This window comes from Streptomyces acidicola, assembly GCF_009377235.1.
Classification (GTDB): domain Bacteria; phylum Actinomycetota; class Actinomycetes; order Streptomycetales; family Streptomycetaceae; genus Streptomyces; species Streptomyces acidicola.
Map to the genome: position 1 here is coordinate 39,535 of NZ_VMNX01000015.1, position 11,823 is coordinate 51,357.

11 protein-coding genes are annotated in these 11,823 nt (G+C 68.3%); 6 read left to right on the forward strand and 5 right to left on the reverse strand.

Features of this window, described 5'->3' with window-relative positions:
• Positions 1-4: 4 nt before the first annotated feature.
• Positions 5-382 (reverse strand): phage holin family protein, encoded by a 378-nt coding sequence (locus tag FPZ41_RS07655; RefSeq protein ID WP_152860396.1) that lies wholly within the window; start codon positions 380-382, stop codon positions 5-7.
• A 61-nt stretch (positions 383-443) separates the two neighbouring features.
• Here FPZ41_RS07655 and FPZ41_RS07660 point away from each other — a divergent pair, with 61 nt between their 5' ends.
• The 4 genes from FPZ41_RS07660 (at position 444) to FPZ41_RS07675 (ending at position 2,864) form a co-directional block, all read left to right on the forward strand.
• Positions 444-761 (forward strand): cupin domain-containing protein, encoded by a 318-nt coding sequence (locus FPZ41_RS07660; RefSeq protein WP_152860434.1) that lies wholly within the window; start codon positions 444-446, stop codon positions 759-761.
• A 164-nt stretch (positions 762-925) separates the two neighbouring features.
• Positions 926-1,138 carry a DUF5326 family protein gene (locus FPZ41_RS07665; protein WP_131558477.1) on the forward strand — a complete coding sequence of 71 codons (213 nt, stop codon included), beginning with the start codon at positions 926-928 and terminating at the stop codon, positions 1,136-1,138.
• A gap of 392 nt (positions 1,139-1,530) precedes the next feature.
• A complete protein-coding gene (locus tag FPZ41_RS07670; protein WP_322619932.1) occupies positions 1,531-2,328 on the forward strand; it encodes an IclR family transcriptional regulator in 798 nt (265 codons plus the stop codon).
• 98 nt (positions 2,329-2,426) lie between these two features.
• Positions 2,427-2,864 (forward strand): SsgA family sporulation/cell division regulator, encoded by a 438-nt coding sequence (locus FPZ41_RS07675; RefSeq protein WP_152860398.1) that lies wholly within the window; start codon positions 2,427-2,429, stop codon positions 2,862-2,864.
• Between the two features lie 65 nt (positions 2,865-2,929).
• Here the strand turns inward: FPZ41_RS07675 and FPZ41_RS07680 are convergent, their stop codons facing one another.
• Entirely contained in the window at positions 2,930-4,441 is a 1,512-nt protein-coding gene (locus FPZ41_RS07680) for a YibE/F family protein (protein ID WP_322619933.1), read from the reverse strand.
• Positions 4,442-4,662: 221 nt separating this feature from the next.
• Here FPZ41_RS07680 and thiC point away from each other — a divergent pair, with 221 nt between their 5' ends.
• Positions 4,663-6,492, forward strand: a complete 1,830-nt coding sequence (gene thiC / locus FPZ41_RS07685) for a phosphomethylpyrimidine synthase ThiC (RefSeq protein WP_152860400.1) — start codon at positions 4,663-4,665, stop codon at positions 6,490-6,492.
• 313 nt (positions 6,493-6,805) lie between these two features.
• On the opposite strand, the gene FPZ41_RS07690 is transcribed toward thiC, so the two are convergent.
• The 3 genes from FPZ41_RS07690 to FPZ41_RS07700 all read right to left on the reverse strand — a co-directional run bounded on the left by FPZ41_RS07690 (position 6,806) and on the right by FPZ41_RS07700 (position 10,301).
• Complete coding sequence (locus FPZ41_RS07690) at positions 6,806-7,678, reverse strand: hypothetical protein (RefSeq protein WP_152860402.1); 873 nt, start codon at positions 7,676-7,678, stop codon at positions 6,806-6,808.
• A 194-nt stretch (positions 7,679-7,872) separates the two neighbouring features.
• Entirely contained in the window at positions 7,873-8,967 is a 1,095-nt protein-coding gene (locus FPZ41_RS07695) for a metallophosphoesterase (RefSeq protein ID WP_322619940.1), read from the reverse strand.
• Positions 8,968-9,188: 221 nt separating this feature from the next.
• Positions 9,189-10,301 (reverse strand): LacI family DNA-binding transcriptional regulator, encoded by a 1,113-nt coding sequence (locus FPZ41_RS07700; protein ID WP_152860406.1) that lies wholly within the window; start codon positions 10,299-10,301, stop codon positions 9,189-9,191.
• A gap of 431 nt (positions 10,302-10,732) precedes the next feature.
• Here FPZ41_RS07700 and hisC point away from each other — a divergent pair, with 431 nt between their 5' ends.
• The gene (gene hisC, locus FPZ41_RS07705; RefSeq protein WP_322619934.1) at positions 10,733-11,812 is read left to right on the forward strand and encodes a histidinol-phosphate transaminase; all 1,080 of its coding nucleotides are present in this window, start codon (positions 10,733-10,735) and stop codon (positions 11,810-11,812) included.
• Positions 11,813-11,823: the final 11 nt, after the last annotated feature.

The window sequence follows — 11,823 nt, forward strand, 5'->3', positions numbered from 1 at the left end:
ATGCTCAGTCCTCGTCGGGCAGGACGACGTGGAGGGCCCAGGAGACGATCGAGATGATCAGGCCGCCCAGGACCGCGGTCCAGAAGCCCTCCACCTGGAAACTCAGGTCGAGTTTGTCGGCCAGCCACGAGGTGAGCAACAGCATCAGTGCGTTGACCACCAGGGTGAACAAGCCGAGGGTCAAGATGAACAGGGGTAGGGTCAGCAGCTTGACTATGGGCTTGACCACGGCATTCACCAAGCCGAAGACGAGCGCTACGAGCAGCAGTGTCCCGACTTTCTGGACCGTGCTGTCACCGGTCAGAATGATCTTGTCGAGGACCCATACGGCGACCGCGAGGGCGCCCGCGTTGGCGATCGTCTTGACTACGAAATTCTTCATGTGTCTGATCGTGGCAGACGAGATCGGGCACGAGCACTGGGGCAAGGGGCGGACAAGGGCGATGAAGGCATTCCGGCTGGACGAACTGGAGGCGGAGCGCGCCGCCAACGACGGTGCCTACCTGCAGTTTCTGCGTGAGCGGAACATGTCGGTCGGTCTGTACGCGCTTGCCGCCGGTGAACACGACCCACAGAATCCGCACAACCAGGACGAGGTCTACTTCGTCGTGAGCGGCCGGGCCTCGATCACCGTTGGTACGGAAACGACGCAGGTGGCGCGTGGCAGCGTCGTGTACGTGCCCGCCGGGGTGGCCCACAAGTTCCATCACATCACCGAGGACCTCCGGGTCATGGTGGTGTTCTCTCCGCCCGAGAGCTGAGGCGGCCCCGGGATTCCCTAGGGGAACGATCAGGGATGGACAAGGGGCGCGAGGCCCCCGGAGCCACCCTGTTCCGCCCTAACATCGAAGGCAGGACATCACAGGACCCGGAGGTAGGCCCCGAATACGGGGCCCCGGGAGGCGACGGAGTAAGGACAAGGGCGATGCGGGAGATCTTCACGGGATTGCCGTGGTGGGTGAAGTGGGTCGCGGTGCCGGTCATCGCCCTGGTCGTGTTCGGCAGTCTGATACTGAGCGTGCTGCAAGTCGTCGTGGCCCTGCTCTTCAAGGTGCTGGTGTTCGTCGCGCTGGTCGGCGGGCTGATCTACGTCGTCCGGAAGTTCATGGCGGGCTCGTCGTCGCGCAGTGACTGGTGAGTCGTCAGCGTGCGGCATGCGGTGACACGGAACCGGGTGAGCGGCCGGTAACGGTCGAGGTGCCAACAGGAACCCGAGGTTCCCTCGGGGGAGGGAAGTTTCCCGGCGGGGCCGTCTGCGGGGGATGACGGGCCGTTAAAGTCCGGAACTCGCTGCGGGGGCGACCCCGCGGGCGGCGCACATCCCTCCCGTGTTCCCTCGCACGGGCGGCCCTCCTCGTGCTTCGGGAGTGACCCTTGGCCACGGCTGACACCGTACCCGCCGATCCGCAGACCCGGCCCACGACGCCCACCAGGGCGCCGGCTCCCCCCGTGCAGCCCCGTACCTCACCCGGGGAGCCGCCCGTCCGACCGCCGGAGCCCCGTTCCTCCCGCATCGAGACAGCCCCGGCGGTGCGCGTTCCCTCCCCGAAGCCTCCCCCGGCGTCGGCCGGGGAGACGCACCCCACCACTCTCATCGGCTCGGTGCAGCGCGCGATGCGGCTGCTGGAGGCCGTGGCCGCGCGTCAGTACGGGGCGCCTGCCAAGCAGCTGGCCCGGGACGCCGGACTCGCGCTGCCCACGGCGTACCACCTGCTGCGCACGCTGACGCACGAGGGCTATCTGCACCGGGACAAGGGGCTGTTCTTCCTCGGTGAGGCGGCCGAGCGGCTCAGCAGCAGCGGGGCGCAGCAGAAACGTCGCAGCACGGTGAGCGACGTCCTCGCGCACTGGAGGGACATCATCGGCGCCCCCGTGTACTACGCGGTCTACCGTGAGGGCGAGATCGAGGTCATGTGCGTCGCAGACAGTCCTGGAAATCCAGCGGTCGAGGAGTGGGCCGACTTCCGTGAGACCGGGCACGCGCACGCCGTCGGGCAGTGTCTGCTGTCGCAGCTCGGCGAGGAGGCGCGGAGCGATCACCTCGACCGCTATCCCGTGCGGGCGATCACTCCGTACACGGTGCGTGACGAACAGGCCCTTTCATGGCGCCTCAACCGGATCGGACGGATGGAACCGGTGGTCGAGCGACAGGAGTACGCGCTGGGCACGGTCTGCGCCGCGATCCCCCTCACGCTGGGAACGACCGCCGCGACTATGGCCATTTCGCTGCCCCTCCACCAGTCCGACCGACTGCTGCCCGCAGCACGGCAGCTGCAGGACGAGATCGGAAGGCTACTAGGGACACTCGCGCTCTCTATCAGCATCTGAAAAATCACTCCTTGTGATCTCTCGTGTACTTTCAGCAAACTGCGGGCAGTGTCAGGGCTGATTCCCGGCCCGTCGATGGCAACTGACGAGGTAGGCGAATGCGCGAGTCAGTACAGGCAGAGGTCATGATGAGCTTCCTCGTCTCGGATGAGCTCTCCTTCCGGATCCCGGTGGAGCTGCGGTACGAGACGTGTGATCCCTATGCCGTGCGGCTGACCTTCCATCTCCCCGGAGACGCCCCGGTTACCTGGGCATTCGGGCGAGAGCTGCTGGTAGACGGCGTGGGGCGGCCGAGCGGTGACGGTGACGTCCATATCGCGCCCGCCGATCCGGAGGCGTTGGGCGAGGTGCTGATCCGGCTTCAGGTGGGCTGTGACCAGGCCCTGTTCCGGTCTGGAACAGCGCCGCTCGTGGCGTTCCTGGACCGTACGGACAAACTGGTGCCGCTGGGGCAGGAGCGTTCCCTCGCCGACTTCGAGACGCACCTCGATGAGGCTCTGGACCGCATCCTGGCGGAGGAGCAGAGCGCGGGCTGAGCCGCGCGCCTTGGGGGTGCCGTAACGCTTCTGCGTGCACGCTGCGGGGACTCCGGATGCCGGTGTCACCGCTTGCGGCGGCGCCCCCTCCCTGTGCGTGCCGGTGTCGCTGCCGCTGCCGGCTGAGGACTCGGGCGATCGGCCGAGACCACCAGCGCGGCCAGGGCAGTGGTCACGGGAACCGAGGCCACAAGGCCGATCGAGCCGACGAGCGTACGGACGATCTCCTCGGCGACCAGCTCGCTGTTGGCCACCGTGCCGACGCTGCTCTGCGCGATCGAGAAGAGCAGCAGCAGAGGAAGCGCGGCACCCGCGTAGGCGAGGACGAGCGTGTTGACGACCGAAGCGATGTGGTCGCGGCCGATGCGGATGCCGGCGCGGTACAGGCCGCGCCAGCCCATCGACGGATTGGCCTCGTGCAGCTCCCAGACCGCCGAGGTCTGTGTCACCGTCACGTCGTCGAGCACACCGAGTGAACCGATGATGACGCCCGCGAGCAGCAGACCGCTCATGTCGATCGACGGGTAGAGGCCGTGGATCAGGCCTGTGTTGTCGTCCGTGTTGCCGGTCAGTGAGGCCCAGCCGATGAACTGCGAGCCGAGCACACCGATCAGCAGCAGCGAGACCAGGGTGCCGAGCACCGCGACTGAGGTGCGGGCGGAGAGGCCGTGGCACATGTAGAGCGCGATCAGCATGATGGCGCTCGCTCCGACCACGGCCACGACCAGCGGGTTCGAGCCCTGCAGGATGGCGGGAAGGATGAAGAACGTCAGCACCAGGAAGCTGATGGTGAGCGCGACCAGCGCCATGACACCGCGCAATCGGCCCACCGCCACGACGGCGAGTGCGAAGATCCCGGCGAGCAGCACCATCGGGAACTTCCGGTTCACGTCGGTGACCGAGTACTGCAGGTCCTTGGGCGCCGAGGGTTCGTACGCGACCACGACCTCCTGGCCCTGCTCCAGCTGCCGTGACTGGTCCGGCTGGACGATCTCTGTGAAGGTGCGGCCCTTGTCCTTGCCGGTGTCGACTGTGATCGTCGCCTTCTTGCAGGTGCCGTTTTCCTGCTGCTGAGCGGATGAGCCCTCGGCGGTCGATGTGTCGCCGGTCGGGGGTGTCCCCGAGGCGTTCACGGACTTGCAGTCCAGCTCCTCGACCTTCGTGACCGTGGCCTGCTGGGTCTGCCGGTCGAAGCCGACGCCGGTGCGCTCGTGCGGTGGGGCGCCGCCGGGCCAGAGCACCACGAGGCCCACGACGACCGCCGTCGCGAAGGGGATGAGCACCGCGGCGATGACCTTGCGTAGGTGCCGGGAGACGGGGGTGGCGGGGCCGTGGCTGTGGGAGTGCCCGTGGCTGCCGCTGGAACCCGGGCCGTGGCCCTGCCCGTGCTCCTGACCGTCATGGGGGCCGTGACCGTCACCGGCACCGTGGCCTCCGCCGGGGCCCCAGCCACCACCGGATCCATGTCCGCCACCGGAGCCATGCCCGCCACCAGGGCCGCGTTCATGGCTGCGCCCAGGGCCATGTCCGCGTGGGGGCTCCGGGGGTGGGAGTGGGGGCTGTCGCATCGTGGTCACCGACCGATCATCGCAAGAACGGCGGGAGTCCACTGTTCACCGCGCCACATCTGCCGCTAGCGTAGAGGCACCTTTGCACACGCGGGAGCTCGGAGCACCGGGCTGAGAGGGCGCTGACCTCCGCAGACGCGATGTTTCACGTGGAACATCGCCGGGCGGAAATCGCTGCGTCGACCGCTGAACCTGTTACCGGGTAATGCCGGCGTAGGGAGTTAGGTCTCATGACCAACAAGGACGCACGCACACCTGTCTCCAGCCAGACGAACATCTCCAACCAGGCGAACGGGGTGTTCGCCGCATCTCAGGGCAAAAAGCCGGAGGAGGAGCAGAAGTCCATCGGCTGGCACAAGGCGTACGTCGGGGGATCACGCCCTGACTTGCGGGTGCCGGTCCGTCAGGTGCACCTCACCAACGGGCAGTCGGTCACCCTGTACGACACCTCCGGTCCGTACACCGATCCGAGCCTCGACACCGACGTGCGCAGGGGGCTCCCCCCTCTCCGCGAGAACTGGATCCTCGCTCGCGGAGATACCGAGGAGTACCCGGGCCGTCCCGTCCGCCCCGAAGACGACGGGATCAAGCACACATCACCGCGCGGTGGGCTGCGCAATCTCGACGCGGTGTTCCCGGGGCGGCCGAGGCAGCCGCGCCGGAGCCGTGACGGCAAGGCTGTGACGCAACTCGCGTACGCGCGGCGCGGGGAGATCACGCCCGAGATGGAGTTCGTGGCCCTCCGGGAGAACGTCCTGCCCGAGGTCGTCCGCGAGGAGATCGCGGCGGGCCGGGCCGTGCTGCCCGCGAACGTGAACCACCCCGAGATCGAGCCGATGATCATCGGCAAGCGGTTCCTGGTCAAGGTCAACGCCAACATCGGCAACTCGGCGGTCACGTCCTCCATCGAGGAGGAGGTCGAGAAGATGACCTGGGCGACCCATTGGGGCGCCGACACGGTCATGGACTTGTCCACGGGGCGCAATATCCACACCACGCGCGAGTGGGTGCTGCGCAACTCCCCCGTCCCCATCGGCACGGTGCCGCTCTACCAGGCGCTGGAGAAGGTCGACGGCAAGGCCGAGGAACTGACCTGGGAGATCTACAAGGACACGGTCATCGAGCAGGCCGAGCAGGGTGTGGACTACATGACGGTCCACGCGGGCGTGCGCCTGCCGTATGTACCGCTGACGGCCAACCGCAAGACCGGCATCGTCTCGCGCGGCGGCTCGATCATGGCGGCGTGGTGCCTGGCGCACCACAAGGAATCGTTCCTGTACGAGAACTTCGAGGAACTGTGCGAGATCCTCGCCACATATGACGTCACGTACTCGCTCGGTGATGGTCTGCGGCCCGGTTCGATCGCGGACGCCAACGACGAGGCGCAGTTCGCGGAGCTCCGCACTCTCGGGGAACTCAACCGGATCGCGAAGCGTTTCCACGTACAGACCATGATCGAGGGCCCGGGACACGTCCCGATGCACAAGATCAAGGAGAACATCGACCTTCAGCAGGAGATCTGCGATGAAGCGCCGTTCTATACGCTCGGCCCGCTGACCACCGACGTCGCGCCGGCATACGACCACATCACCTCGGGCATAGGTGCCGCGATGATCGCGTGGTGGGGCACAGCGATGCTCTGCTACGTCACGCCCAAGGAGCACTTGGGCCTGCCCCATCGTGACGACGTCAAGACGGGCGTCATCACCTACAAGATCGCGGCCCATGCGGCGGACCTCGCCAAGGGACACCCGGGCGCACAGGAGTGGGACGACGCGCTGTCGGACGCCCGCTTCGAGTTCCGCTGGGAGGACCAGTTCAACCTGGCCCTCGACCCCGACACGGCCCGCGAGTTCCACGACGAGACGCTTCCCGCGGAACCCGCCAAGACGGCCCACTTCTGCTCCATGTGTGGTCCGAAATTCTGTTCGATGAAGATCTCTCAGGACATCCGCCGCGAACACGGCGGATCCCAGGCCGAGATCGAGGCGGGCATGGTGCAGAAGTCGAAGGAGTTCGCGGCGAGTGGGAACCGGGTGTATCTGCCGATCGCGGACTGAGTAGCGGGGTTCGATGCCCCGGCTCTCCGGGGCATCGCTTCCCTGAGAGCGAAGGAAGACGGCGCGTCGGCTCTCTCAGGGGAGTGGCTTCATGATGGGGAGAGAACTAGGCAAGGGGTTGTTCGGGCGTGTGTCCGGGAGAACCCGGCCGCGCCGCTGCCCTCACCCCGGTACGGTTCTTCTCCGGCGGAGGGATCTCGCTCGGTCGGCCTCACGGGTCGGCTCGCGGATCGGTCCTGGCCCATGGCCGGGGCGATGCTCCGGGAGGCCGCCGGGGCCGGAGCGCGGCTCCGGCATGGCGGTTCCCGGTGCGTCACTCCGGCTGGTTGTCCGGTCCTCCGAAGTCCGGGCTCGTGAAGTCCGGGCTGGAGAAGCCGGGGCGGCGTCCCGCGCCGGGGCCGCCCTCGGGGCTGCTGAAGCCCGGACGGTTGTAGCCGAGGTTCGGGATGCGGCTGGGCGGGGTGGACGGGACTGTGGGGCCCATGGCGGTGGTGCCCGGGTCGGTGAGGGCCTCGCGGAAGAACGGCATGATGCCGCGCTCCAGCAGGGCCTCCAGCCACGCTTCCCTCGCCCGGGCCACCTCGTCGTTCAACTCACCCTGGGCTCCGGCGTCCAACGAGGTGGCGCCGTTGCGCAGGGCGGTGAGGAGGAGGCCGACTGCGGCCACGAGGATGGCGGCCGCCGTGATCGCCCCGAAGACCCACCCGGTCGTGGTGAGGGTCTGGGCGATGCCCGGCTCGGGGTCGAGCATCTGCAGGACGTACCCCACGAGCAGGAAGATCGCCGCGGCGGTACCGGCAAGGACGGGAGCGAGGACGGCGACGATGGCTCCGGCGCCCGCCCCGGCCGTCTCGGTGGTCTCCCCCATGGTGGTCGCGAGCCCCACCGCGGTGCCGCTCGGCTCGGCCGAGCCGGAGGTGCCTTCGCGGGACGACGGGGTGGACGGCGCCGGATGGCGCAGTTCCTCGCGGACCTTGACGTAGTAGTCGTATTCGGTCGCCGCGGCAGCTGTGATGAGCCCGGTGGCGTTGAGCGCCATGGTGCGCAGCTGCTCCGGGTTGAGCCGCCGGCCGACTGCGGCGAGTTCCGGGCGGTGTGGTGCGGAGCGCAGCGCCTTGCCGAGGATCCGCTCGAATTCCTGGCGGTCCTCGCTCGGCAGGTGCTGCGGAACGCTGTTCATGTGCATCCCCCGATGCTCCGTAGGGCTTGGGGCTCGGCATGCTGACGAGCCGTCGGGCAGAAACGGAGGGGAGCCTGCTACGGATAAGCCGATGGTAGAGCGATGAAGGTACGCGGTGACAGGGGGTTTCCAGAAAATGGCCCCTGGCCAGCACAGTTCTTCTGCGGTGCGCCGTGGGGGGACACGTGCCCGGAGAACGTTCAGCTGTCCAGCGGCAGTTGCTGGACCAGCAGCTTTCCGGCCATGGTCACTCCGCCGTCCATGGCGATGGCCAGTCCGTCCGCATAGATGTGCGGTCCGGCGACCACGGGCCCCGACTCATCCTCGCCGTCCTCCGAGCCGACCTCGCCCAGGAGGTACGGGATGGGGCTGTGGCCGTGGACGATGCGCGTGCCGCCGTAGACGTCGAGGAGGGAGCGGACGGCGTCGGCGCCGCCCTCGTCGCGGAAGGAGAAGCGCTTGGTGAACTTGCGGAAGAGGTCCCAGACCTCGTCCGCGTCGTTGCGGGCGATGGTCTCGCGGACGGTGTCGTTGACCGCCTCGATGGAGTCGCCGTAGTCGAGATAGGCGGTGGTGTCGGAGTGCACCAGCAGGTGGCCGTCGACCAGCTCCATGGCGTCCAGCCGGGCCATCCACTGCAGATGGTGGTCCTGGAGGCGGTCCATGTCGGTCTTCTGGCCGCCGTTGAGCAGCCAGGCGGCGTGGAAGGTGGCGGTGCCCGCGCCGGAGTTGACGGGGGTGTCGCCGAACCGCTTGGCGCCGAGCAGCAGCAGTTCGTGGTTGCCCATGAGGGCCTTGCAGTAGCCGCCGGCCGCGGCCGCCTCGGCGGACAGCCGCATCACGAGGTCGATGACGCCGATGCCGTCCGGGCCCCGGTCGGTGAAGTCGCCCAGGAACCACAGCCGCGCGGTGCCCGCGGACCAGTTGCCCTCGGCGTCGACGAGGCCCTTCTCCTGGAGCGCGGCGACCAGCTGATCGAGGTAGCCGTGCACATCTCCGACGACGTAGAGGGGACCCTGCCCGGTCTCGGGCTGGGCGGTCCCCGCGGCCTCGGGGACGACGGAGACCAGAACGGTGTCACCCCGGTTGATCACTGGCAGATCGCGCTGGGTGGGCGTGTACCCCTCGGGATAGTCCTCGGACTCGTCGAGGGGTGGGACCACCTCGCCCGGGTGTGTGCCCTGCGCGTAGGGACCGGCCTCGTGGACGTACGCGGGTACGCGAAAATCGCGCACCGTCGGCGTCCGCACCTCGGGTCCCTGACCGGCCCCCTGCGTCATCGACCCCTCCACCACCATCGCCCGCATCTGCACCTGATCGGACTGCCTGGTCGTGGCGGCCCGCGGTGTCGTGCGCCCATCATAGGAATGCGGATCGCGCCATGTGATGACCCAGGGGTGGTGAAATGGCGCAGGACCCCGGTTCACCACGGTTTTCTCCCGAATTGGGCGGGGCTTTCCCCGCCCAATTCCTCATCGGATCCCCGAAGGGCCCTCACCGGATCCTCGATCGGTGGTCACCCCTCCTCGGGTGACCGGGGCGGGCTGATGGTCGTGCGCGGCGAGCGTCGCTCGGAAGAGGTCCGCACGATCAGTTCCGTGGGTATCACCTGTTGAACCGGCTGGTCCGACTTCACTCCTTCGATGGCGTCGATGAGGAGCTGGACCACCGCCGTGCCGATCCGGCGCGGTTTCAGGGACAGCGTGGTGATGGGCGGCTCGGTGCTGGCGTACACGGTGGACTCGCTGCAGCAGACCAGCAGCAGGTCCTCGGGGACGCGCAGGCCGTATCGCCGGGCCGCGGCCAGGAGGTCGGTGCCGTTCGGGTCGAAGAGACCGTAGACGGCGTCCGGGCGGTCGGGCCGGGCCAGCAGCCGGTCGGCGGCCACTGCTCCGGCGCACGGATCGTGCGCCGGATAGGCCTCGTACACCGGATCCTGGCCGACTCGCTCGCACCAGTGCAGGTACGCGGTCGTGGACAGGTGGGTGTACGTGTCGGTTGTGGTGCCCGTCAGGAGGCCGATCCGACGGGCACCGGCGTCGGCCAGGTGGTCGAGGATGCCGAGGACGGCGGCCTCGTGGTCGTTGTCGACCCATGCGGCGACCGGGAGCGAGCCGGCCGGGCGGCCGTCGGAGACCACCGGTAATCCCTGGCGGACCAGCTCGCCGACCACGTGATCCTCGTCGGACGGATCGATGACCACGGTGCCGTCCAGGGCCACGTTCGACCACACGTCGTGGCGCGAGGTCGCGGGGAGGATGACCAGGGCGTAGCCCCGGGCGAGCGCGGCCGAGGTGGCGGCCCGCGCCATTTCCGCGAAGTACGCGAACTCGGTGAAGGTGAAAGGTTCATCCCCGTACGTGGTCACGGTCAGGCCGATCAGCCCGGACTTCCCGGTACGAAGTGTTCGGGCCGCGGCCGACGGGCGGTAGCCCAGCCGGTCGGCGACCTCACGGACATGGCGTCGGGTGGCGTCCGGGAGCCGGCCCTTGCCGTTGAGGGCGTCGGACACGGTCGTGATGGAGACCCCGGCTGCGGCGGCCACGTCTCTGATGCCCGCCCGGCCCGGCCGACTGCCTCGGCGGGGAGTGTCTGCCCGGCTCACCTGGTGCTTCCCTGCTGCTGTCATGGCGAGCCGATAGTAGGGCTCATGCGGTGGGGTAGTGCGGACGCATATGCGCTCGTTGACAGGTACGTTTCTGCAAGGTCAAACTCCATCAATTACCTTGGAACACAAGGGACTTGACCCAACCAATATCAGTAGGTGACTTGTCGGCGCGCACGGGCCTGCCAAGTAGCTCACGTCTCGAAGAGGTCTCAGCTCACCTTCACGAGGGATGCGCGCCACGGCGCGAGCCACCGGCGCGTGAGGTTGAGAGCGGCGCGCCCCCCGTTTCGTACGCCTTCGTGTGGTGATCACTGTGGGACGTGCGTGACAGGTGGAGACGTAGGCGACGGGGAGGCGGCGACGGGGAGGCAAGGGGTTGTCCACAGGCCGTTCGCAGGGGGGCCGAATCCTCATAAAGTGAGGATCATTAAGTGTCGACGAGGAGGACTGCGGTGAGCGAGACGAGCCCCAAGCTGCGAGCCGAGCTGGACGGGATCCCCACCTACAAGCCCGGCAAGCCCGCCGCTGCGGGTGGCCCCGTGGCCTACAAGCTGTCCTCCAACGAGAACCCCTACCCGCCGCTGCCCGGCGTGCTGGAGAGCGTGATGGCGGCGGCCGGTTCCTTCAACCGGTACCCGGACATGATGTGCACGGCCCTGATGAACGAGCTGGCGGACCGCTTCGGGGTGCCGGTATCCCATCTGTCCACGGGCACGGGCTCGGTCGGTGTGGCCCAGCAACTGCTCCAGGCGACTTCCGGTCCCGGCGACGAGGTGATCTACGCCTGGCGGTCCTTCGAGGCGTATCCGATCATCACGCAGGTCAGCGGGGCCACGTCCGTGCAGGTGCCGCTGACGCCGGGCGAGGTGCACGACCTGGACGCGATGGCGGACGCGATCACCGACCGGACGCGGCTGATCTTCGTCTGCAACCCCAACAACCCGACGGGCACCGTGGTCCGCCGGGCCGAGCTCGAGCGGTTCCTCGACCGGGTGCCGGGTGATGTGCTGGTGGTCCTGGACGAGGCGTACCGGGAGTTCATCCGCGACACCAGCGTCCCGGACGGGGTCGAGCTCTACCGCGAGCGGCCGAACGTCTGCGTGCTGCGCACGTTCTCCAAGGCGTACGGCCTCGCCGGACTCCGGGTGGGCTTCGCGATCGCCCACGAGCCGGTGGCGGCCGCCCTGCGCAAGACGGCCGTGCCGTTCGGAGTGAGTCAGCTCGCCCAGGAGGCGGCCATCACCTCGCTCCGCGCGGAGGACGAACTCCTCGGCCGCGTCGGCGCACTGGTCTGCGAGCGTACGCGCGTCGCCGAGGGACTGCGGTCGCAGGGCTGGACGGTGCCCGAGACCCAGGCGAACTTCGTATGGCTGCGCCTGGGCGATCGCACGGTCGAATTCGCCACGGCGTGCGAGCAGGCCGGCGCCGTCGTCCGGCCGTTCTCCGGTGAGGGCGTCCGCGTGACGATCGGCGAGCCCGAGGCGAACGACATCTTCCTGAAGGCGGCGGACTCGTTCCGTAAGGATCGGTAGCGCCGACGTCT

Coding starts and splice junctions, on each gene's coding strand:
- FPZ41_RS07655 (WP_152860396.1), bottom strand. CDS start 382: ATGAAGAATTTCGTAGTCAAGACGATCGCCAACGCGGGCGCCCTCGCG.
- FPZ41_RS07660 (WP_152860434.1), top strand. CDS start 444: ATGAAGGCATTCCGGCTGGACGAACTGGAGGCGGAGCGCGCCGCCAAC.
- FPZ41_RS07675 (WP_152860398.1), top strand. CDS start 2,427: ATGCGCGAGTCAGTACAGGCAGAGGTCATGATGAGCTTCCTCGTCTCG.
- FPZ41_RS07665 (WP_131558477.1), top strand. CDS start 926: ATGCGGGAGATCTTCACGGGATTGCCGTGGTGGGTGAAGTGGGTCGCG.
- FPZ41_RS07690 (WP_152860402.1), bottom strand. CDS start 7,678: ATGCACATGAACAGCGTTCCGCAGCACCTGCCGAGCGAGGACCGCCAG.
- thiC (WP_152860400.1), top strand. CDS start 4,663: ATGACCAACAAGGACGCACGCACACCTGTCTCCAGCCAGACGAACATC.
- FPZ41_RS07700 (WP_152860406.1), bottom strand. CDS start 10,301: ATGACAGCAGCAGGGAAGCACCAGGTGAGCCGGGCAGACACTCCCCGC.